Origin of the sequence: Bacillus nitratireducens, from assembly GCF_036320425.1 — a bacterium.
Taxonomy (GTDB): Bacteria; Bacillota; Bacilli; order Bacillales; family Bacillaceae_G; genus Bacillus_A; species Bacillus_A nitratireducens.
In genome coordinates this window covers 1-21,450 of record NZ_JAUMJO010000002.1, presented here as the reverse complement: position 1 = coordinate 21,450, position 21,450 = coordinate 1, and the positions used below count along the sequence as shown (strand labels likewise).

At 36.6% G+C, this 21,450-nt stretch carries 23 protein-coding genes and 1 pseudogene; 2 read left to right on the top strand and 22 right to left on the bottom strand.

Going from position 1 to position 21,450, the window contains the following annotated elements; translation table 11 throughout:
• Positions 1-40 precede the first annotated feature (40 nt).
• From Q3V31_RS06380 to Q3V31_RS06305, 16 genes are all read right to left on the bottom strand, one after another.
• Positions 41-763: an amino acid ABC transporter ATP-binding protein gene (locus tag Q3V31_RS06380; RefSeq protein ID WP_000598461.1), complete on the bottom strand. Its 723-nt coding sequence runs from the start codon at positions 761-763 to the stop codon at positions 41-43.
• Positions 756-1,415, bottom strand: coding sequence for an amino acid ABC transporter permease (locus Q3V31_RS06375; protein WP_001046913.1), 660 nt, complete (start codon positions 1,413-1,415; stop codon positions 756-758). The genes Q3V31_RS06380 and Q3V31_RS06375 overlap by 8 nt, the downstream gene beginning before the upstream one ends.
• A 36-nt stretch (positions 1,416-1,451) precedes the next feature.
• Positions 1,452-2,234, bottom strand: coding sequence for a transporter substrate-binding domain-containing protein (locus tag Q3V31_RS06370; protein ID WP_000735468.1), 783 nt, complete (start codon positions 2,232-2,234; stop codon positions 1,452-1,454).
• A 250-nt stretch (positions 2,235-2,484) separates the two neighbouring features.
• On the bottom strand, positions 2,485-2,898 hold the full coding sequence (locus tag Q3V31_RS06365) for a BrxA/BrxB family bacilliredoxin (RefSeq protein ID WP_002008492.1): 414 nt from the start codon (positions 2,896-2,898) through the stop codon (positions 2,485-2,487).
• Between the two features lie 143 nt (positions 2,899-3,041).
• A complete protein-coding gene (locus Q3V31_RS06360) occupies positions 3,042-3,449 on the bottom strand; it encodes a YjdF family protein (protein WP_000366605.1) in 408 nt (135 codons plus the stop codon).
• 121 nt (positions 3,450-3,570) lie between these two features.
• Entirely contained in the window at positions 3,571-4,035 is a 465-nt protein-coding gene (locus tag Q3V31_RS06355) for an NUDIX hydrolase (protein ID WP_000542546.1), read from the bottom strand.
• A 70-nt stretch (positions 4,036-4,105) separates the two neighbouring features.
• Positions 4,106-4,810, bottom strand: coding sequence for a DUF421 domain-containing protein (locus tag Q3V31_RS06350; protein WP_000550950.1), 705 nt, complete (start codon positions 4,808-4,810; stop codon positions 4,106-4,108).
• A 105-nt stretch (positions 4,811-4,915) separates the two neighbouring features.
• Positions 4,916-6,094 (bottom strand): FtsW/RodA/SpoVE family cell cycle protein, encoded by a 1,179-nt coding sequence (locus Q3V31_RS06345; RefSeq protein WP_000831205.1) that lies wholly within the window; start codon positions 6,092-6,094, stop codon positions 4,916-4,918.
• Between the two features lie 341 nt (positions 6,095-6,435).
• A complete protein-coding gene (locus tag Q3V31_RS06340; RefSeq protein ID WP_329763373.1) occupies positions 6,436-7,752 on the bottom strand; it encodes a dihydrolipoamide acetyltransferase family protein in 1,317 nt (438 codons plus the stop codon).
• Positions 7,753-7,767: 15 nt separating this feature from the next.
• Complete coding sequence (gene bfmBAB / locus Q3V31_RS06335) at positions 7,768-8,751, bottom strand: 3-methyl-2-oxobutanoate dehydrogenase subunit beta (RefSeq protein ID WP_000290070.1); 984 nt, start codon at positions 8,749-8,751, stop codon at positions 7,768-7,770.
• 13 nt (positions 8,752-8,764) lie between these two features.
• Complete coding sequence (gene bfmBAA / locus Q3V31_RS06330) at positions 8,765-9,766, bottom strand: 3-methyl-2-oxobutanoate dehydrogenase subunit alpha (protein WP_000852551.1); 1,002 nt, start codon at positions 9,764-9,766, stop codon at positions 8,765-8,767.
• Between the two features lie 27 nt (positions 9,767-9,793).
• Positions 9,794-11,215, bottom strand: a complete 1,422-nt coding sequence (gene lpdA, locus Q3V31_RS06325) for a dihydrolipoyl dehydrogenase (RefSeq protein ID WP_001051284.1) — start codon at positions 11,213-11,215, stop codon at positions 9,794-9,796.
• Between the two features lie 4 nt (positions 11,216-11,219).
• Positions 11,220-12,323 (bottom strand): butyrate kinase, encoded by a 1,104-nt coding sequence (gene buk, locus Q3V31_RS06320; protein ID WP_090813299.1) that lies wholly within the window; start codon positions 12,321-12,323, stop codon positions 11,220-11,222.
• Between the two features lie 87 nt (positions 12,324-12,410).
• A complete protein-coding gene (locus tag Q3V31_RS06315; protein WP_000171358.1) occupies positions 12,411-13,511 on the bottom strand; it encodes a leucine dehydrogenase in 1,101 nt (366 codons plus the stop codon).
• 35 nt (positions 13,512-13,546) lie between these two features.
• The gene (gene yqiS / locus Q3V31_RS06310) at positions 13,547-14,446 is read right to left on the bottom strand and encodes a phosphate butyryltransferase (protein WP_000763065.1); all 900 of its coding nucleotides are present in this window, start codon (positions 14,444-14,446) and stop codon (positions 13,547-13,549) included.
• A gap of 195 nt (positions 14,447-14,641) precedes the next feature.
• Positions 14,642-16,714, bottom strand: a complete 2,073-nt coding sequence (locus tag Q3V31_RS06305; protein ID WP_329763372.1) for a sigma 54-interacting transcriptional regulator — start codon at positions 16,712-16,714, stop codon at positions 14,642-14,644.
• Positions 16,715-16,851: 137 nt separating this feature from the next.
• Between Q3V31_RS06305 and Q3V31_RS06300 the strand changes: the two genes are divergently transcribed.
• The gene (locus Q3V31_RS06300; protein WP_001190193.1) at positions 16,852-17,085 is read left to right on the top strand and encodes a DUF2627 domain-containing protein; all 234 of its coding nucleotides are present in this window, start codon (positions 16,852-16,854) and stop codon (positions 17,083-17,085) included.
• A 51-nt stretch (positions 17,086-17,136) separates the two neighbouring features.
• Here the strand turns inward: Q3V31_RS06300 and Q3V31_RS06295 are convergent, their stop codons facing one another.
• Positions 17,137-17,865, bottom strand: a complete 729-nt coding sequence (locus tag Q3V31_RS06295) for a glycerophosphodiester phosphodiesterase (RefSeq protein ID WP_097872128.1) — start codon at positions 17,863-17,865, stop codon at positions 17,137-17,139.
• A 50-nt stretch (positions 17,866-17,915) separates the two neighbouring features.
• Between Q3V31_RS06295 and Q3V31_RS06290 the strand changes: the two genes are divergently transcribed.
• Positions 17,916-18,062 (top strand): YycC family protein, encoded by a 147-nt coding sequence (locus Q3V31_RS06290; RefSeq protein ID WP_001247671.1) that lies wholly within the window; start codon positions 17,916-17,918, stop codon positions 18,060-18,062.
• A gap of 148 nt (positions 18,063-18,210) precedes the next feature.
• Here the strand turns inward: Q3V31_RS06290 and Q3V31_RS06285 are convergent, their stop codons facing one another.
• From Q3V31_RS06285 to Q3V31_RS06265, 5 genes and pseudogenes are all read right to left on the bottom strand, one after another.
• Entirely contained in the window at positions 18,211-18,783 is a 573-nt protein-coding gene (locus Q3V31_RS06285) for a PRK06770 family protein (RefSeq protein WP_097872130.1), read from the bottom strand.
• Positions 18,784-19,034: 251 nt separating this feature from the next.
• Positions 19,035-19,133: pseudogene (locus Q3V31_RS06280) on the bottom strand (sporulation initiation factor Spo0A C-terminal domain-containing protein); the annotation flags it as partial.
• Positions 19,134-19,371: 238 nt separating this feature from the next.
• Complete coding sequence (locus Q3V31_RS06275; protein WP_033670477.1) at positions 19,372-19,617, bottom strand: hypothetical protein; 246 nt, start codon at positions 19,615-19,617, stop codon at positions 19,372-19,374.
• 69 nt (positions 19,618-19,686) lie between these two features.
• Complete coding sequence (locus tag Q3V31_RS06270) at positions 19,687-20,256, bottom strand: imm11 family protein (protein WP_000707096.1); 570 nt, start codon at positions 20,254-20,256, stop codon at positions 19,687-19,689.
• A 34-nt stretch (positions 20,257-20,290) separates the two neighbouring features.
• Positions 20,291-21,403, bottom strand: a complete 1,113-nt coding sequence (locus Q3V31_RS06265) for an AHH domain-containing protein (RefSeq protein WP_000483526.1) — start codon at positions 21,401-21,403, stop codon at positions 20,291-20,293.
• Positions 21,404-21,450: the final 47 nt, after the last annotated feature.

Sequence of the window (21,450 nt, the reverse complement as noted above, 5' to 3'; positions counted from 1 at the left end):
GTCATCCTTTTCTACTTATTATTCACGTAACCTTGACATATTACAATATTTTTTGTAAAAATTGTTGCGCACGCTCACTTTTCGGTGCCGCAAAAAATTCTGCTGGCGCACTATCTTCTACAAGCTTTCCACCATCTAAAAAGAGAACGCGGTCTGCTACTTCTTTTGCAAATCCCATTTCATGTGTAACGATTGCCATCGTCATTCCTGTCGTAACTAATGATTTCATAACTTCTAACACTTCTTTCACCATCTCTGGATCTAGCGCAGATGTTGGTTCATCAAACAACATCACTTCTGGTTCCATCGCTAACGCTCTCGCTATTGCTACACGTTGCTTTTGTCCCCCTGAAAGACGATTTGGATATGAATCTTTCTTATCAAGCAGTCCTACTTTATCCAAAAGTTCCTGAGCCTTTTTCTCAGCCACTTGCTTCGTTACTCCTTTTACATTAATAGGAGCATACGTAATATTTTCTAATACAGTCATATGAGGGAATAAGTGAAAATGTTGAAATACCATTCCGACATTTTCACGAACGTGCATAATATTTGTTTTCGGATTCGTTACTTCTTCCGTTCCAATCCAAATGTGACCATTTGTCGGTGCTTCTAGTACATTCATACAGCGTAAAAATGTTGACTTTCCAGATCCAGACGGTCCGATAATTGCAACAACTTCCCCTTTTTCAATCGTTGTCGTAATTCCTTTTAATACTTCATTTTTCCCAAATGACTTATGAAGGTTTTCAACTTTAATCACTTTTCTTCATTCTCCCTTCAATGGCTTTCCCGACTAATGTAAGAATAATTACTAATATATAATAAATAAGTCCAACAAACAGTAATGGTTCAAGATATTTAAACGTTTCACCGCCTACAATATAAGCACGGCGCATTAAATCTGTTGCTCCAATTACAGTTACTACAGCCGATTCTTTCGTAAGAGTCGCAAATTCATTTACAAGTGCTGGTAATATATTTTTTAAAGCTTGAGGAAAAATAATATTTCTCATCATTTTACTGTACGGAATCCCTAAAGCCATAGCTGCTTCTGTTTGCCCTTTATCAACCGCTTGAATGCCGGCACGGATTACTTCTGACATATATGCACCTGAATTTAAACTAAATGCAAGTACAGCTGCTAAAAAGGCTGGTATCTCATATCCAATCATTTGCGGAACACCGAAATAAATAATCATTAATTGCAATACTAGCGGTGTACCACGAAATATTGAAGTATATATATCTGCTGCAATATTTAATGCTCGTATTCTAGCAATTTTGCACAGTGCTAATAACGTCCCTAAAATAAATCCTGCTAAAGCTGATGCAGCTACAATTTTCAATGTAACTTCTAAGCCCTTTAATATATATGGTATTGAAGGCGTAATTGCCGAAAAATCTAGATTCATCCTTTTCATTCCCCTCACAGAAAGGTGAAAGGCAGCTTATTTTCCGCTGCCAAACCATTTCTTCACTAATTTATCCATCTCTCCATTTTCTTGCATTTTCTTAATTACTTTATTAAATTCTTCTGTTTTATCACTATTTTTTGGAAGAGCAATCGCTGCACCTACTTCTTCTGGTGCTTCTTGAATTTCAATTCCTTGTAGTTCTTTCATTTTTTCTAAATAATTTTTTGCAACCGTGTCTTCTATAATTGCAGCGTCAAAACGACCAGCTTTAATTTCTTGTACGATTTCTGGTATACGGTCACGTCCCTCAGCTTTGAAATCGACTTGTTTCTGAAATTCTTTTGCCTTTTCTTCTTGAATTGAACCTGTTTGTACCCCTACTTTTTTCCCTTTTAAATCTTCTAACGATTTAATATTAGAGCCCTTTTTTGAAACAATCATATTTTTAGCAACAAAATATATATCTGTGAAATCAGCATTATTCTTACGATCTGCAGTTGGCGTCATTCCCGCCATAACGAAATCAACTTTTCCTGAATTAAGAGATGCTAATAATCCGCCAAAATCCATGTCTTTCACTTTCACTTCGTATCCAAGTTCTTTTCCGATATATTTAGCAATATCAACATCAAAGCCGATAATTTCATCACTTTTTGAAGCTTCCACGTATTCATACGGTTTATAGTCTGCTGAAGTCCCCATAACGAGTACTTTTTTATTTTTGCTATCCGCCGCCTTTTCTTCCCCATTACTACAAGCACTGAACATACTTACGATTAAAATAAGTGCAAATGATATTGATAATAACTTCTTCATCTTTCTTCCCCCTAATAATGTATATTTAAAAGTTTAATAGAATATTTATTCGATGTTTGTATTGTATCAGCACTTTCATTTTTATGCAATATATAAAATAAAAATAAATAAAATAACAATATAAACAACGTTTATAATGTATAAAATAATGCATAAAATAACGAAACTATGCATGTCCCACAAATTTTAATATTAAATAAAAAGGCGGTACACCCACTTCATCGTGGACGTACCGCCTTTTCACTTATATTTATAGTTCTTCACAATTCTCTTCGAAATAAGATTGTAGTTTTGCAATAACTTGCATTGGTTCATGACCTTCAATTTCATGACGTTCTACCATTGTTACAATTTTTCCATCTTTTAATAAAGCGAATGATGGAGAAGAAGGTGGATATCCTTCGAAATATTCACGAGCTGTTGCTGTTGCTTCCTTATCTTGACCTGCAAACACCGTTACAAGATGGTTAGGACGTTTATCATAATGTACGGAATGTGCAGCAGCAGGGCGAGCAATGCCACCTGCACAACCACATACAGAGTTTACCATTACAAGTGTTGTTCCATTTCTTTTAAATGCTTCTTCTACTGCTTCCGGCGTCGTCAATTCTGTATATCCAGCAGAGACAATCTCTTCACGCGCTTGGCGGACAACATCATTCATAAAAAAGTTAAAATTAATCAATCTTTTCCCTCCTCTAAAACTACCTATTTGTATCTTACCAGTTAATGTTTATGAAATACAAGTAAGTTTACTTGTATTTAGGCATAGAAAAGGTGTTAGAGCCCTTGCTCTAACACCTTTTTTTAATGGCCACGATGCTTTTTCTTTGCTTTTTGTACTTTAATTAAACGTCTTCTTTGTTTTTCAGCTTCTCGCTTCTCTTTAGACTGCACTTTCTTTTCTTGCTTATACAATTCATAAGATAAACTAATCGCTTCTTGTGCCTTAGTAAAACGTTTTACATTTACTTCTTTTGCCGCTTGTCGTATGATACGTTTTATATTTTTGGGACGCTGTTGTTCTTTCACTTCCACACCGCATTTTGCAACGTGCTGGAAATATGCTAACATTGGACCATTCACAAATATAAGTACTTCTTCATCTGAAGGTTCCATTCCAAAAATATACCTTGCTCCATACAATTTCCCTTTTTCTTTATGCGTAATAATTCCTACGAAAAATTGACCATCGTGATATACTGTCAAATCCATTGACAGCCCCTCCTTTAAAAAAATTAGAAATACTGGACATCCCGGAGGGGAAGGTTACTGACATGAAATCATGCGTCTGGACTACCGACCAGAACTGTGTTTTTGTATCTCTTTCATTAAATTATATCTTATTTCCCATGATTTTTATATATTCACCAATCATTTTTTTATGCGATCCTACAATATAGTCAGGTAGTTCTGTTACTGGGAAGAATTTAAGCTGAACCGCTTCTTCTTTATTCATAACAAAGTCCCCTTCATATTCATCGGTATAATAAGCTGTCGTTACAGATTGAAATTCATCACCGTTTGCTAATTTTGTAAAATAGTTCGCTCCAGAAAATACATTAATTAATCGTAAGTTCTTCACTTCTATCCCCGTCTCTTCATATACTTCGCGGTAAGCTGTTTCTTCTGGTGATTCACTAAGTTCCATGAGCCCGCCAGGCAGCCCCCATTTTCCGTACGGCTCTGTTCGTTGCTGTAATAATACATATCCATTTTCATTTATAACGAGTACAACAGCACCAACTAAAATTAAAGGGCGATGACCAACTATTTTTCGTAATTCTTCTACATATCCCATCGTATCGCCTCCTTTTTCGTTGTCCACACTATTGTATCATATGTATGAAACGACAAAATGCGTATATTTTTCATTTTTTTAACAAAATATTTATTTTATGCGCTTCATCTACTGTAGCTAACATAATAGATTCGACTTCTGTACTCTCCTCTAGAAATTTTCTCGCCCACTCTTCTGTTTTTCCTAATAAAGCAAGAACATCTTGCTGAATCCTCCCATCCTTTACTAATACAAAAGAAACTGGAGATTTTTTTCCCGCCACTTTAAGATCAAGCCGCGAAACTGCTTCATATTCTGGATACTGAAATAGAGAAACAACACCGCTCGCTTCCCATAACGCTAATTTAATCGTTTGAATATCGCTCACATTTCGCATGCGAAGTTCCGAAAATAAATATTCCACCGTAATTCTCGCTTTTTTCAAATTGCTAAAATCAATGGAACCATTGTGTATAAGAATAATAGGTGCTGGCTCTAAAAAGCGTCTCCATCTATCCCATTTCAACATTAAAACAGAGCTTACAATATGTAATACAACGAGTATGAACGTTGTAATCATTGAACCGAGTAATCCAACCTTTTCATCAGATAATGCGTTAGAAATATTCCCTCCTAATAATAGCACTAATACAACGTCTAAAAATCTTAGTTGCGCAATGGACCTTTGCCCCATCGCTTTCGCAACAAGAATTAAAAATATATAAGCTATAATCGCCCGGATAACCCATTCGCCATTAGAAAGATGCCGTGCTCCTTCAAAAATATGCATATGCATCATTTTGCACTCCTTACATCCCAAACTGCTAGTCTGTTTTAGTTTGCAACGTTTATGAGCATATATGTAAAAAAGCTGGTTCGTTTAAAAACGAACCAGCTTTTTTTACTTAACTGAAAACATATATTTTTTATAAGTTTTCCGTACCGATAATATGAGCCCCATCATAATCATATTCGAGAATAAGGAACTTCCCCCATACGATAAGAAAGGTAATGCGATACCTTTTACAGGCATTAATCCCACGATCATACCGATGTTTTGGAATATTTGAACGGTTAATATACCTATAGATCCAGCACATAATAATGTACCGAATAAATTATCAGCAGAATAGCCGATGATAATTGTTCGATATAAAAGTAATAGGAACAAGAATACAACTAACGCTGCTACTATAAATCCACCTTCTTCGGCAATTGTAGCGAAAATAAAGTCAGTATGTTTCTCCGGGATATAGACGTTCCCTTCGCCAAACCCTTTCCCTTCCATACCTCCACTACCTACAGCTAAAATCGATTGCTGCGTTTGATAACCTTGATCTGCATTTTCAAATGGATTTAACCAACCTACAATACGCGACTGTTGGTGAGGTTTTAGTAAAGTAACTAAATTATTAAAGAAGAAATCCTCATACCTTACGTAAATAAATATTAACGTAGATAATACGGTCACCGGAATAACTGTACATAACGCTATCAATTTCTTCTGAATACCTGACATAAATAAAATACATGCAATGGCAGCAGCATATAAGAACACCATCCCTGTATCCGGTTGGCTATATACAACAGCCATAGGCGGAAGGGACACTAGCATAATTTTACCTACTAATTGTAAATCCGTTTGGAATGTTCTTGCCATATACTGTGCATTATGCTTCACCGCTATACTTGCTACTACGAGAAGCAATGAAATTTTGAAAAACTCAGATGGTTGAATTTGTCCAACTAACGGAAACACAAACCATCTTTTTGCACCTAATTTTTCAGGTGTGAAAGTGGAAACCGGTAGTATTTTCAACAGAATAAGTGAACCAAATCCAATGATATAAAGTGGCCAAGACAATTTTTGTAATTGATCTAAGTCGATGCTTGCAACAAGCAGTAACAATATAACTCCAATTATGTAGTTCAAACCCTGTTTCATCGCAAAGTTTGCCTCTCCATATTGGCCAGTTTGCTGACTGCTATATATAGCAGCTATACTCGTAACACATAGTGCACACAGAATTAAAATTAATTTTACATCTAAACTTCTTAGAAACTCGGTACTTCTTTTCATGACATCCTCCTGAAACATTGTTACAGCAAAATAAAAAACCAGGAGTCAACATTCTTCATGTTTTGACGACTGATTACACATTATCTATAAAACACTTATATAGAATAACTCTCTTTTTCATACAATACAATATATTATACTACAGTTTCATCAGTAAGATTTGCCAAAAAAAATTATTCTTTTCTTATTTTATATCTATATACCATATATCAGCAATGTATTTTCGTAAATTCCTAATACATAATCGTTCATTGTAAGATTACTGGGAAAAGTTTTGTACATATAGTAGGATGTAGATGAAGAAATAAGATGATAAAAAGCTCGCATAAGCGAGCTTTTTATTAATATACAGATGTATTATTTTCTGACGTATTTTCTAAAATTTCTTTTACACGTCCTAAGAACTTACCACAAATTAAGCCATCTAGTACACGGTGATCAAGTGATAAACATAAGTTAACCATGTCGCGAGCACCGAACATACCATTATCCATAATTACTGGGCGTTTTACAATTGATTCAACCTGTAAAATAGCCGCTTGAGGGTAATTAATAATACCCATAGATTGAACAGAACCGAATGATCCTGTGTTATTAATTGTAAATGTTCCGCCTTGCATTTCGTCCGCTTTCAACGATTTCGTACGTACTTTTCCTGCAAGCTCTGTAATTTCACGAGCGATACCTTTAATCGTCTTCTCGTCCGCGTGTTTAATTACTGGTACAAATAGTTCGTCCTCTGTTGCAACAGCGATAGAAAGGTTAATATCTTTCTTCTGAACGATCTTATCGCCAGCCCACATTGAATTGATTTGAGGATATTCTTTTAACGCTTGTGCTACTGCTTTTACGAAGAAAGCAAAGAACGTTAAGTTAAAACCTTCGCGCTTTTTGAAATCACCTTTAATTGAATTACGATATGACACAAGGTTTGTCACATCTACTTCAATCATCATCCAAGCATGTGGCGCTTCATGTTTACTACGTAACATGTTCGCTGCAATTGCTTTACGCACACCTGTTACTGGAATTTCGATATCGCCAGGCATTGTTGGTACAGAAACTGGTTTCGCAGCTTCTACTTTTTGTGCTACTGGCGCTGCTTTTGGTGCTTCTGGACGCGCTTCTACTACTGCTGCTACCGCTTCCTCTTTTTTCTCACCAGCTTGCGGAATATTTCCAGATTCCACTAGTTTTAAAATATCTTTACGAGTGATACGGCCATTTGCTCCCGTACCTTCTACTAGATCTAAATCAACGTTATGCTCACCCGCAAGTTTTAACACAGCTGGTGAAAAACGTGGTTTTCCATCAGTTGGTTGTTTTGCTTTCGGTGCCTTTTCAGGCGTAGCTACTTCTGCCTTTGGTTCTTCTTTTGTTTTTTCCTCAACAGCTGTTGCTGCTACTTCATCTGCGCCTTCTACTTGAATAACGCAAACTACTTCACCTACAGCTAACGTATCACCTTCACCAGCGATTAACTCTTTCACAATACCAGTGAAAGAAGATGGTACTTCAGCATTTACTTTATCAGTCATTACTTCTGCAAGCGGATCATACTTATTTACGTGATCGCCAACATTAACGAGCCATTTACTAATTGTGCCCTCTGTAACGCTCTCCCCGAGCTGAGGCATTGTAATATTTTCTACAGCCATGTATAGTCCCCCCGATTAAAATTCCGCAAGTTCACGCATTGCTTTTTCAACTTTATCTGGATTTACCATAAAGAATTTTTCCATTGTTGGTGCATATGGCATTGCCGGAACGTCTGGGCCTGCAAGACGTGCAATTGGTGCATCTAAATCAAACAGACAATTTTCAGCAATAATTGCTGCCACTTCACTTATAATACTTCCTTCTTTATTGTCTTCTGTTACAAGAAGAACTTTACCTGTTTTAGAAGCTGCTTCAATGATTGCTTCTTTATCTAATGGATATACAGTACGTAAATCAAGAATGTGTGCAGAGATACCATCTTGTGCTAACTTTTCAGCTGCTTGAAGAGCAAAATGAACACATAATCCGTATGTGATAACAGTAATATCATCACCTTCACGTTTTACATCTGCTTTTCCAATTGGTAATACGTAATCATCTTCTGGCACTTCACCTTTAATTAAGCGGTATGCACGTTTATGCTCAAAGAATAATACTGGATCTTCATCACGAATTGCAGCTTTTAATAAGCCTTTCGCATCATATGGTGTAGAAGGGATAACAATTTTTAAACCTGGTTGGTTTGCAAACATCGCTTCTACAGATTGCGAATGATACAACGCACCGTGAACACCCCCACCAAATGGCGCACGAATTGTAACTGGACAAGTCCAATCATTATTAGAACGATAACGAATTTTTGCTGCCTCAGAAACAATTTGGTTTACTGCTGGCATGATGAAATCAGCAAACTGCATTTCAGCGATTGGACGCATACCATACATTGCTGCACCAATTGCTACACCAGCGATTGCAGATTCTGCAAGCGGTGCATCAAGCGCACGATCTTCACCAAATTGATCATATAATCCGTGTGTCGCTTTAAATACGCCACCTTTTTTACCAACATCTTCTCCTAAAACGAATACTTTCTCATCGCGTTCCATTTCTTCGCGCATTGCTAATGTAATAGCATCAATATAAGACATTACAGCCATGAAACGTTCCCCCCTATTCTGCGTATACGTGCTTCAATGCATCTTCAGGTGCTGCATACGGAGCATTTTCTGCATATTCTGTTGCTTCGTTTACGATATGCATAATTTCGTCTAACATTTGTTTTTCAGATTCCTCAGTTAACACGCCAGCTTCTTTTAAATAAGCTGCAAATGTTATAATTGAATCTTTTTTCTTTGCTTCTTCTACTTCTTCTTTATCACGATAAACACGATCATCATCGTCACTAGAATGTGCTGTTAAACGATATGATACTGTTTCAATTAAAGTTGGGCCTTCACCACGTCGGCCGCGGTCTGCTGCTTCTTTTACAGCTTTATATACTGCAAGCGGATCGTTTCCATCTATTGTATATCCAGGCATACCGTAACCAATTGCACGATCTGATACGTTTTTACATGCTAATTGTTTTTCAACCGGAATAGAGATTGCATATTTGTTATTTTCACACATGAAAATAACAGGTAGTTTGTGTACACCAGCAAAGTTTGCCCCTTCATGGAAGTCACCTTGGTTTGAAGAACCTTCTCCAAATGTAACGAACGTTACTAAATCTTTCTTCTCCATTTTTCCAGCTAGTGCAATACCAACTGCATGTGGTACTTGTGTTGTTACTGGAGATGAACCTGTCACAATACGATTTTTCTTTTGACCGAAGTGACCAGGCATTTGACGACCACCAGAGTTTGGATCTCCAGCTTTCGCGAAAGCTGATAACATAAGCTCTTTAGCTGTCATGCCAAACGCTAGTACAACACCCATATCACGGTAGTATGGTAATGCATAATCTTTCTCTCTATCAAGAGCGAACGCTGCTCCAACTTGTGCAGCCTCTTGTCCTTGACAAGAAATTACGAATGGAATTTTACCTGCACGGTTTAATAACCACATACGTTCGTCGATTTTACGTGCAAGCAACATCGTACGGAACATTTCTAATACTTGCTCATCACTTAAGCCAAGCTCTTCATGGCGCTTTTCTTTTACTTCTGCCATTTTTCATAACCTCCTAAATCCACATTTTTATGCGTGTAACGCTCTTCCATCTACAGCTAATGCTGCTTCACCAATCGCCTCAGATAATGATGGATGCGGATGAATTGTATGTGCTACTTCCCAAGGTGTTGCATCAAGTACTCTTGCAAGACCAGCTTCAGAAATCATATCTGTTACATGTGGTCCAATCATATGAACACCAAGAATGTCATTTGTTTCTTCATCAACTACAAGTTTTACAAATCCATCTGATTCTCCGTATACAAGCGCCTTTCCGATTGCACGGAATGAGAACTTACCTACTTTTAACTTATAGCCTTTTTCTTTCGCTTCTTGTTCTGTTAAGCCTACAGAAGCAACTTCTGGACTGCTATATACGCATTTTGATACCATAGAATAATCAATTGGTGTAACTTCTTTACCAGCGATATGTTCTACTGCTACAATTCCTTCATGAGAAGCAACGTGAGCAAGTTGTAAGCCACCGATTACATCTCCAATTGCGTAAATATGAGATTCTTTCGTTTGATAAAACTCATTTGTTTGAATGTATCCTTTTTCCACAACAATATCTGTGTTCTCTAAGCCCATATTTTGCGTATTTGCTTGTCTTCCTACAGATACAAGCATTTTTTCTGCTTTAAATGCTTTGTTCTCACCGTTATGTTCAGCTTGAATTGTTACTCCATTATCTTTTACCAATGTTTCTGGTAATACTTTTGCACCAGTTACCACTTTAATACCTTTTTTCTTGAATAGACGTTGCATTTCTTTTGAAACGTCATTATCTTCTAGTGGTAATATGTTTTTCGCATATTCTAATACAGTAACTTCTACACCGAAGTCAGCAAGCATAGATGCCCACTCAATACCAATTACACCGCCACCAACAATAATGATCGAACTAGGAAGCGTTTCCATTTTTAAAGCATGATCTGAAGACATTACATACTCTCCGTCTAACTCTAATCCTGGTAATGAATTTGGACGAGAACCTGTAGCAACAAGTACATTTTTCGGAATTAACATTTCATTTTCTTCTCCACTTGCAAGTTCAACTGAAATTGTCCCTGGCATCGGAGAGAAAATAGATGGGCCAAGAATACGGCCAATACCTTCAAACACATCAATTTTACCTTGTTTCATTAAGTGTTGAACGCCTTTATGAAGCTGCGTTACAATCTTCTCTTTACGCTCTTGTACTTTAGCAAAGTTTAGTTCTACATTACTTGCAATAACCCCAAACTCTTCTCCTTTTTTAGCAGTTGCGTATACTTCCGCACTACGTAAAAGAGCTTTACTAGGAATACATCCTTTGTGTAAACAAGTACCACCAAGATTTTCTTTTTCAACAAGTGCAGTTTTTAAACCTAGTTGTGATGCACGAATAGCAGCAACATATCCACCAGTACCGCCGCCAACGATGACTAAATCATATTCTTTTGCCATTATCTCAACCCCTAGCTACCGTTTCTTTTTCACGTACAACATATTCTTTTGGAGCTTCTTCTTCACGTAATACACGAAGTGCCCCTTCTGCTAATGCTTGTAATTCATCTTCTCCTGGATGCACGATAACATCTGCAATCCAATCTACTCGTTCTTTTATTTCATCGACAAGAATTTTACTATATGCAAGTCCACCAGTTAATACGATTGCATCGATTTTCCCGTGAAGCACAGCACTAGCTCCGCCAATTTCTTTTGCAACTTGATATGCCATTGCTTTATAAATAAGCGTTGCTTCAGGATCACCTTTTTCAACCATTTGTTCTACTTTAATTGCATCGTTTGTACCGATAAGACTTACAAGTCCACCTTGTCCAACAAGTTTTTTAACCATTTCGTCTCGGTAATACTCACCAGAGAAACACATTTCAACTAGTTGTCCTACTGGTACTGTACCAGCACGTTCTGGACTAAATGGTCCTTCTCCGTTTAAGCCATTGTTAACATCGATAACTTTTCCTTTTTTATGAGCACCAACTGTAATGCCTCCGCCCATATGTGTAACTAATAAATTTAAATCCTCATATTTGTGATTTAATTGTTCAGCCACTTTACGAGCAACTGCTTTTTGGTTTAATGCATGGAAAATACTTTTACGTTCCATACCAGCAATACCGCTAATACGAGCAATCGGATCCATTTCATCTACAACGACAGGGTCCACAATGAATGCCGGAATGTTTAATCCAGAAGCAATTTCATAAGCCAAAATGCCTCCAAGATTTGAAGCGTGATGACCGCTAAATCCGTTTTTTAAATCTTCTAACATTGAATCGTTTACTGTATACGTACCGCCTTCGATTGGACGAAGTAATCCACCACGTCCACAAACAGCGTTCAATTTTGAAATGTTAATACCGTGAGAATGTAGAACTTCTAAAATCGTTTCTTTACGAAACTCATATTGATCGATAATTCGTTTATATTTTCCAATTTGTTCTTCGTCATGACGAATAGTTTCTTCTAAAACAGGTCTTTCATTATCAAAAACACCAATTTTTGTGGATGTACTACCCGGATTAATAACAAGAATTCGATTTAAAGACACTGTTGCTACCTCCACTAATAAATTCAAAAGGAAGTGGAAACCTCATAAGAGGTAACCACACCTTTTGTAAAAGTTATATATGAATGATTAGCGACGGCTAATAATGTCGTGACCGTTGCGTAAGTATGTGCTACGAGAGTTTTTCAAGCTTGCAATGCGCTCTTCAGCTAGACGATCTGCTGCTACATAAGTTGCTATGCCATCGCGTTTTGAAATTTCGATTACTTTTGCAATTGTGTCATAGATAGACTCAACACGTTTTAGTGCACGTTCTCTATTGTATCCATATAATTCGTCTGCTACGTTAATTACGCCACCTGCATTAATAACATAGTCTGGTGCGTATACAATACCCATTTCATGAATGAGGTCGCCGTGACGATTTTCTTTTAATTGGTTATTTGCAGAACCTGCGATTACTTTTGCTTTAAGTTGTGGAATAGTTTCATCGTTAACTGTTGCGCCTAATGCACATGGTGCATAAATATCACATTCAACACCGTAAATTTCATTTGGCTCAACTGCTGATGCACCGAATTCTTCTACTGCACGTTGTACAGCTTCTTTATTAATATCTGTTACGATTAATTTTGCTCCTTCAGCGTGTAAATGTTTGCATAGGTGATATGCTACGTTACCAACACCTTGAACGGCAATTACTTTTCCTTCTAGGTTATCTGTACCGAACGCTTCTTTTGCAGCTGCCTTCATACCACGATAAACACCGTATGCAGTTACTGGAGATGGGTTGCCAGAAGAACCGAATGAAGGTGAAATACCTGTTACAAAGTCAGTTTCTTCATGGATAATATCCATATCATCTACTGTTGTACCAACATCTTCAGCTGTAATATAACGTCCGTTTAGTCCTTGAATGTAGCGTCCTAATGCACGGAACATCGCTTCGCTTTTATCTTTACGTGGATCACCGATAATTACTGTTTTTGCACCACCTAAGTTTAAACCAGCTGCTGCATTTTTGTATGTCATCCCTTTTGCAAGACGCAATGCATCTTCAATCGCCGCTTCTTCAGAATCATATGTCCACATTCTTGTTCCACCAAGAGCTGGTCCAAGTGTTGTATCATGGATTGCAATGATTGCTTTTAAACCAGATTCTTTATCTTGACAAAATACCACTTGCTCATAATCATATTTTTCTAAGTATTCGAAGATTTCTAATGTCATTGTCGTTTCCCCCTAATTGTTTTACCCTATTTGGTTTATTTTGAAGCAGTCGCAACTGCCAATGCTAATGAATATACTTTTGTTTCTGCTGAATCAGCACGTGATGTTAAAACAATCGGTGCTTTAGCGCCAGCAATCATAGCTCCTACTTTTGCATCTGCAAAGTATACGAGTGATTTATATAGCACATTTCCAGCTTCAATCGTTGGGACGAGTAAAATGTCTGCCTTACCTGCTACATCACTTACTATGCCTTTATGTTCTGCTGCAATTTGTGATACTGCATTATCTAAAGCAAGTGGTCCATCAACGACACAATTTTTAATTTGTCCGCGGCGATTCATTTGAGTTAACATCGCTGCATCAATTGTCGCTTGCATCGCAGGATTAACAACCTCTACCGCTGCAATTGGCGCTACCTTCGGCAAATCTATTCCTATTGCCCGGGCAACTTCTACAGTATTTTGTATAATGGCAGCTTTTTGTGTTACATCAGGCGCGATGTTCATCGCTGCATCTGTAACGAAAATAAGACGATCGTAATTTGGAACTTCAAATGCTGCCACATGTGAAAGTACGCTACCTTTACGTAACCCCCACTCTTTATTTAACACAGCCTTTAAAATATTTGCTGTTGGGATGTTACCCTTCATAAGCACGTCTGCTTCACCGTTTCTCACAGCTTTAACAGAAAGCTCTGCAGCCTCAGCATTTGACGCTGCTGCAATCACTTCAATGTGTTCTGAAGTTTGTAAACCATGTTCTTGTAGCATCCCCATTATTTTTTCTTGATTTCCATATAGACGAAATTGAGCTAGCTGCAATTTAATCGCTTTCGCTACAGCTTCAATTACTTCATGATCTTCAGCTACTGCTACAGCTACAGTTTTTTTAGGCTGTCCTGCTGCTTGATCAATTAAGTGTTCTAACTTCATATTTTGTAATCAACCCTTTCCGTCGTCCCTCGTTTATTTATAAAGCAAATACCGTGCCAACTTTTCAAAGTGGTCTTACCAATAATGAAAACGCATTCAAAATGCAGTAAAATCAATACTTTGGAAAACAACGCAATATTCTGTCTTGTTTTGTCGCTTTTTGTATACCATGCAATAAATTGCACGGTACGCAATTTATTGCATGCTACTTTTTGCACAGTCGTACTTTTCTAGCTTGTAATATAAGTTTCGAACTGAAATTCCTAACGCTTTTGCAGTCTTCGTTTTGTTCCCATCAAATTTATCTAAATATTCACGGATAATATTCCCCTCAAATTCTGTCACTAGGTGTTCAAGGGCCTTCTCTTCTAATTCAGGTAATAAATTATTTTGTTTCGTCTCTACTTGTTCTTCCTTATGTAAAGGCGGTAAATGATGTACGTCAATATATATCTCGTTATAATTCATAAAGATAATAGCTCGTCCTAAAATATTTTCAAGTTCCCTAACATTTCCTGGCCATTCATATGATTGTAAATACGAAATGGCTGAATCGGTGAGTCCTTCTACATTACGACCATAATCTTGATTAATTTTTTGAATTAATCTTTCTGCAATCGCTGGTATGTCTCCTTTACGCTGACGAAGGGAAGGAATTTGAATCGGGATTTTATTTAAACGATAATATAAGTCCTCTCTGAACTTTCCTTCTAAAATAGCTTTTTCTAAATTCACATGCGTCGCAGCGATCACTCGAACATTAATAGGTATCGCTTTCGTTCCCCCTACTTTCACAATTTCTTTTTCTTGTAGTACACGAAGAAGCTTCGCTTGCGTATTTGCAGACAACTCTCCGATTTCATCTAAAAAAATACTTCCATTATTCGCTTCCTCAAAGAATCCTCGTTTCCCGCCTCTTTTCGCTCCAGAAAACGCACCTTCCTCATAACCGAATAATTCACTTTCTAATAACGTCTCGGAAATAGCAGCACAGTTTACTCGGACGAACTTATTGTATTTTCGATTACTACCATTATGAATTGCGTGTGCAAACAACTCTTTCCCTGTACCCGATTCCCCTCTAAGTAATACCGTTGCTGGTGTATTCGCTCCAAGTTTTGCTTGTTCAATAGCTGCCGTCGTTTCATCTGAATCGCCAACAATATCATCAAATGAATATTTCGCTTCTAACGTTCGAATAATTTGTCTTGCCCTATTCAATTCATTTGTTAACTTTTGAATTTCTGATACGTCGCGAATTACCCCGACGCTTCCTTTCAATATTCCATCAACAATAACCGGCGCTACGTTTACAATTACATCTCGCTTTTTTTGCCCAATCTTCATATGTATCCCTCGTACCGCTCGGCGCGTCCGAAGTACTTTCATATGCATACTTTCGCCTTCTACAATATCAGTTGTAGCTGGCTGCCCAAGAATATCTTCTTCCGTCAAACCCGTTAACTTCGTATAAGCAGGGTTTATAACTAGTCCTCTTCCTTTCTCATCAACAACCGAAATCGCTTCCTCAGATGAGTTAATAATCGCCTCAAGTAGCGTTTGAATTTCTTTTAAGTCTGTAACTTCTTCCGCTAAATCTACAACTTCTGTAATATCTTTAAAAATCGCAAATGCCCCTTGAACCTCTCCGCCTTCTTTTAATATCGGAATACGCGTTGTAATAATCTTTTTTTCATTCTCTAACGTCAGTTCATGATTCACTTCTATTTTTTTCGTGCGTATAATACGAAGCAACTTACTCGTTGGAATAACTTCTAAAATATATTTTCCTATCGCCTCTTCTTTCTTATATCCGATAATACGCTCTGCACTTTTATTAAACAGACGAACTTGTCCCTCTTGGTCAATCACAATCATACCGTCATGCGTTGAATTTAAAATTAAATTCCCTTGTTGTGTTTGTTCCTCTAACTGTCCGATCAAACCTTCCTTCTCATGCGCTAATCCCGTAACAATTTTCGCAATATCCCCTGGTATAAGAAGAGTATCTTTATGCTTACTTCCCAATAACACTTTATGTAAATCATAATCACCTGTCATATCAAACATTACATCAATATGCATAGAAAGAAACGGAGTTACACTATCACCAATCGGAACCCCATATTCCTTTGCGATTTGTAATCCTTTCGCAATTGGATTAATATCAATAACCCCTATAATTTGAAATATATTCGAATTTTGCAACAGACTCAGCAGTGTACTCCCACCTTCACCTGCTCCAACAATTAACACTTTTTGTTTCATACATTACACTTCCTCTCGAAGTATCTCTGCAAAATTTTTCACATTCTTATCTTACTCGTTCAGCAACCTCTTGACAAACCCCCATTCCATATAACATCATTAAAATAAACAAAATAATCTGAAAAGGAGCGTTATGTATGCAGCGTTACCTCGCTCTATTATTAGCACTCATCCCCATTTCATTAGCCGTGCTTGGTATTAAACTAATGAGAGATACTGTATTTGGGATTTTGTTCTCCCCAATCCCTATATTATGGTTACAATTTTTAATCGGCGCTCTTTGCTTCGCACTCGGGTTTTATATCTTCGGCGGCTTCGTCTTACACAGAGATCGTAAGAGAAATAAAGTACAAGCACGCTTCAGAAGATAAAACAAAGTTTGCACATATCATAAATAAAAAATGAGACCATTATATTAGGTCTCATTTTTTTATCGGTAATAAAGTTCTTGCTGTTTCAGGATAATCAGTAATAATCGCTGATATATTCATATCAAAATATTTACGCATAAGCGTTTCTTCATTTATCGTGTAAGGACGAACCTCCACACCACTTTCCATCGTTAATTCAGCGATAGCATCTTGAAGATAACGATAATTCGGATGTACTGCAGTAGCACCCATCTTTTTTGCATATGCCCACGGGCTATGCAAACCTTCACGATATAAAATAGCTGTTTGAATATCAGGAGCCATCATATGACATCGCTTCATACTATAGTGATTAAAAGAAGAAAATACAATCCGATCCTCTAGACTAAACTTACGTACAAGTGTTATAACCTCTTCTTCTAAACCTCTGTATGGGATTTTATTATTTTTCAGTTCAATATTGAGTAGCAATGTCGTTTTTGCGAGCCATTCCAACACCTCTTCTAGAAGAGGTATTTTGCAAAAACCTACTTTGTCACCGAATTTATAACCCGCATCCAACTTACATAAATCTTCATATAAATAATTTCGAACCGCACCTTTTCCATTTGTTGTCCGATCCACCGTTTCATCATGAATGACGACAACTTTTCCGTCTTTCGTGAATTGAACATCGAGTTCAATTCCATCTGCTCCGAAAGCCTCCGCCGCTTCAAATGAAATCATTGTATTTTCCGGATATGTTCCCGCTGCACCACGATGTGCAAATATAAGAGTCATCCTCACTCCCCCAATCTTATGCTATACTATACGAAAAAGGAGGTACTTCTATGAGACCATTACAAATTTCTCCAGACACTGCAGTCCGCCTATCAAAAGCGTTAGGTGTTCCACTTGAACAACTTATGCATATGCCACAGCATATTTTAATCCAAAAGTTAGTTGAATTAGAAAAACAAAATAAAGACGAAGAATAATATAGTCCTGTTTTGCAGGGCTTTTTATTATCATCTATTATATCATGGATAACTTACCCACTAAAATTATGAATGCATGGAACAACAAAATAAAAAGCCTCTATAGAGAAGCCTTTTTCCACAAGTTGCAATTTTAAGTTCCACCAATCTATTGAAGGTCTCCAGATTTATGTAATTCACCTGTTACTACATCTCCAAAATTGTTTAAAGAAAAAGTTTGCTCTTCTAGCGAGTCCATAACTCCTATCGCTTTTCCGATATTACCACCTTGCAGTTTCCAAAAGTAGTTATGATCGTCCACAACTTTACTAAAATCTTTGTTTATCCATCTTTCAGCAATCGCTAAAAGTTCTTCTTTCGTTTCAAAAGCACTCTCATTTAAGATACTTCTTACTTTTTCAGCATTCTCTTTAGACATCGGGATTGCTCCCCATTTTTGCTCAGCTATTACTTTTTGGTGGATCATACTGTGCATTGCTTTAACTACTTCTTCTTCAGTAGAATCTTTTGTAATTTGGAGTTTCGCACTTGCACCACCAATCTCACCAAACTGCGCTTCTTTTTCTTTTGGAACTGTTTTATATTCGCTTGTATCTATTTCAGCACTAGCTTGTTTTTCCGCCGGATTATCTGCAAGTTCCAACATTCCAAAAGTTATACCAGCAGTAAGCCCGACTAAGCTTATTGCACATCCAATCCAAATTAAAATTTTCTTTTTCATATAAATATCCCCAAATATTTCTAGTTTGTTCCTTAACAAATTCTATATCAAGAAATATCCCTTTATAGATAATTTTACTAAATATATGTTTTATTTTCCATATAAATCAATAAATCACCTTTGAATGTGTCATAATCATATTTCTTATGAAATACGACTTCCATATTATTCTTATAACAAAATAAAAGATCAACGAGTGTTTTAAACTCCTTGATCTTTTATAAAAAAAATTTATTTTGAATATACTACTCTCAACTAGCCTTATGTTCAAGTATTAGCTTATCCGCAACCATTGCGATAAACTCAGAATTCGTAGGTTTTGCTTTTGACATGGATACTGTATAACCAAAAGCTTTAAACCTTGATATGTATACGTTTCTAACATTTTCTTTTCGTCCAATAAATACGCTAAATTTCACGCCCTTTATTGGTTTAGTTTTCCCTAATTCATTGGTAACATTACGTTACTAATGTGTATAGGAATATGCTACATAACCACAGGGGCAAACGTCAATAAAATTAAATGACATTCGTGTACTATTATTCATTTCATCAACTATCTGGTACGACTTTATCTCAAAATATAAATCAATGTATAGATGATTGACGATTCTTAATCATTTCTAATGGAACTTGAACACTCCCATAAGATACGCCACAAGTGAAAATATGTCCTATCATACTCATTATAGCTTCATGCTTTTCTTTTTCGGTTCTAAACTTATTATTCAGTATCGTATCTATCATTTCTTCACATTGTTTATATTTCACCATTGCTTCAGCTTGAATCTGTTCAAAAATTTCTTTTTCATTTCCCCCATAATTGTTTAACATTCTTAGAATTTCTGAAACCAAACCTTTGCGTCCATGTTACTAACTCCTGTCAGTTATTTTAGGACCTTTTTACATGTCCGTTTCTGAATCCCATACCTCTACAAATTCAAAACCTTTTAAATCACTTTCTAACACTGTATTTTTAAATTCTTCAGATACAAAAACAGCAGTAGGATGAATCCTTTTATTTACATATACTTTAAAAATCACTTCATTTTGAATAACATTAGGAGTAAATGCAAATTTTTCACACCCTATTATTAAACCTGTAATTAGTTTTTTAAAAATTGCTTTATCACTATCAATTGCATCTAATACATTTAAAACATGAACTACATAATATACTTCACCCGTTGTATTGTTAATAAGTGGAAGAAACTCAACGTTAGCACCTATTAAAGGTTCTAATAATTTTTTCGCTTGTTCACTAACCATTGGTGCACCAGTTTCTCCCCAAAAATAAGGAAAATCACTATGATTTCCTTCTTCTAGACATTCAATAAATATTTCTCCCCATGAATCTAGTAAAATTGTAGTGGAGTTGAATTTTCCTTCAAAATATTTCTTATCCTTTTTATAATTTAATAGTTGGAAAGACTCATAGTTATCAGATGAACTCTTCAATTCCCAAATTTTCATTTTCCTTCTCCTTTATATTTAATCTATTCATAAATTATTTCGGGCTATTTAATTTTAAGCTGCCATCTAATAAACGTGTTCTTATGTCATGTAAAGCTGCAACAGCGTCTGCTTGAGTACCACCATATTCTTTAACTTCTTTTAGTACCTTAGTTACCTCTTTCATATAATCCGTACCATGGTTACCTATATGTAACACTTCAGTAGTCACATATTCATTTACTTTATACGGTAAAAATACTCCATTAGCAGCAGAATCATGGTGTATTCCAAATTCTTTTAATAATTCTTGTGCTTCAATAGCCCTTTTATCATTCCAAGGTGTTAGATGATGTGCTGCATTAGAATATGGGGGTGGTTCAATCCCTGCATCCTTAAGTTCTTCACGTAATTTTTGAGATGCTGTATACGAATCGGGATAATCATTTTTTACATCTACTCTATCAAAAACTTTATCCGCATAATCTTTTATTACTTCTTGTACACCTTTAACTCTACTTTTTCCACCAGTTTCGGAAAACATAAATGTATCACGGGCTTCTTGTAAAGCTTCAAAAGCTTTTATCTGATTGCTACCAAAGCCACTAGTACCTGCAAATGCAAATCGGTCTTTCAATGGTAATTGATTCGAAACAGACGAGATACCTTCTGAGAATTTTGTTAGATTCGTACCTTTTGCGAGTGTAGTTACTTTCCCTACTTTACTTATTCCTTTATCCCCAAGCCATCCCAATCCAAGCCCCATAAAAACACTCGTTCCCCATTTTGTACGACTTTCCGCATCACCATGCCAAAAATCATTCATAAATGAATCCGAAACAGCATTCCAAGCAGTAAAGGTTGTCTCTATAGGGTGACCTATAGCATACTTAATGTTTTCTTTTGTTACTGTATCGTCTAGTGAATCAAACCCTTCCACAATCCCCCCAATAACTTGCCCAGAACCAACATATATACCGTCCCAAATTTTTTTAAGCATAGATTTTTCAGAGGGTTTGCCGCACATTGCCCCTTCTTCTACCTTTTCATCTGATAAATTCCCATCAACTAAATTACCATCATAACGTTCATCAGCATTACGAAACTTTTCAGCAGCGTGCATTAGTTCTTCTGCAATCTTATCAAATTCCCGAAACACATTAAACATTTGAGGTTTTGTTTCATTTGATTATCACCCCTCACCAATCGGGCGTT

What these genes read in the sequence shown, in the direction of transcription:
- Q3V31_RS06375 (WP_001046913.1), bottom strand. Translation starts at nt 1,415, where the DNA reads ATGAATCTAGATTTTTCGGCAATTACGCCTTCAATACCATATATATTA.
- Q3V31_RS06370 (WP_000735468.1), bottom strand. Translation starts at nt 2,234, where the DNA reads ATGAAGAAGTTATTATCAATATCATTTGCACTTATTTTAATCGTAAGT.
- Q3V31_RS06365 (WP_002008492.1), bottom strand. Translation starts at nt 2,898, where the DNA reads ATGAATGATGTTGTCCGCCAAGCGCGTGAAGAGATTGTCTCTGCTGGA.
- Q3V31_RS06360 (WP_000366605.1), bottom strand. Translation starts at nt 3,449, where the DNA reads ATGGATTTGACAGTATATCACGATGGTCAATTTTTCGTAGGAATTATT.
- Q3V31_RS06355 (WP_000542546.1), bottom strand. Translation starts at nt 4,035, where the DNA reads ATGGGATATGTAGAAGAATTACGAAAAATAGTTGGTCATCGCCCTTTA.
- Q3V31_RS06350 (WP_000550950.1), bottom strand. Translation starts at nt 4,810, where the DNA reads ATGCATATGCATATTTTTGAAGGAGCACGGCATCTTTCTAATGGCGAA.
- Q3V31_RS06345 (WP_000831205.1), bottom strand. Translation starts at nt 6,094, where the DNA reads ATGAAAAGAAGTACCGAGTTTCTAAGAAGTTTAGATGTAAAATTAATT.
- Q3V31_RS06340 (WP_329763373.1), bottom strand. Translation starts at nt 7,752, where the DNA reads ATGGCTGTAGAAAATATTACAATGCCTCAGCTCGGGGAGAGCGTTACA.
- bfmBAB (WP_000290070.1), bottom strand. Translation starts at nt 8,751, where the DNA reads ATGGCTGTAATGTCTTATATTGATGCTATTACATTAGCAATGCGCGAA.
- bfmBAA (WP_000852551.1), bottom strand. Translation starts at nt 9,766, where the DNA reads ATGGCAGAAGTAAAAGAAAAGCGCCATGAAGAGCTTGGCTTAAGTGAT.
- lpdA (WP_001051284.1), bottom strand. Translation starts at nt 11,215, where the DNA reads ATGGCAAAAGAATATGATTTAGTCATCGTTGGCGGCGGTACTGGTGGA.
- Q3V31_RS06315 (WP_000171358.1), bottom strand. Translation starts at nt 13,511, where the DNA reads ATGACATTAGAAATCTTCGAATACTTAGAAAAATATGATTATGAGCAA.
- yqiS (WP_000763065.1), bottom strand. Translation starts at nt 14,446, where the DNA reads ATGAAGTTAGAACACTTAATTGATCAAGCAGCAGGACAGCCTAAAAAA.
- Q3V31_RS06305 (WP_329763372.1), bottom strand. Translation starts at nt 16,714, where the DNA reads ATGAAACAAAAAGTGTTAATTGTTGGAGCAGGTGAAGGTGGGAGTACA.
- Q3V31_RS06300 (WP_001190193.1), top strand. Translation starts at nt 16,852, where the DNA reads ATGCAGCGTTACCTCGCTCTATTATTAGCACTCATCCCCATTTCATTA.
- Q3V31_RS06295 (WP_097872128.1), bottom strand. Translation starts at nt 17,865, where the DNA reads ATGACTCTTATATTTGCACATCGTGGTGCAGCGGGAACATATCCGGAA.
- Q3V31_RS06290 (WP_001247671.1), top strand. Translation starts at nt 17,916, where the DNA reads ATGAGACCATTACAAATTTCTCCAGACACTGCAGTCCGCCTATCAAAA.
- Q3V31_RS06285 (WP_097872130.1), bottom strand. Translation starts at nt 18,783, where the DNA reads ATGAAAAAGAAAATTTTAATTTGGATTGGATGTGCAATAAGCTTAGTC.
- Q3V31_RS06275 (WP_033670477.1), bottom strand. Translation starts at nt 19,617, where the DNA reads ATGTTAAACAATTATGGGGGAAATGAAAAAGAAATTTTTGAACAGATT.
- Q3V31_RS06270 (WP_000707096.1), bottom strand. Translation starts at nt 20,256, where the DNA reads ATGAAAATTTGGGAATTGAAGAGTTCATCTGATAACTATGAGTCTTTC.
- Q3V31_RS06265 (WP_000483526.1), bottom strand. Translation starts at nt 21,403, where the DNA reads ATGTTTAATGTGTTTCGGGAATTTGATAAGATTGCAGAAGAACTAATG.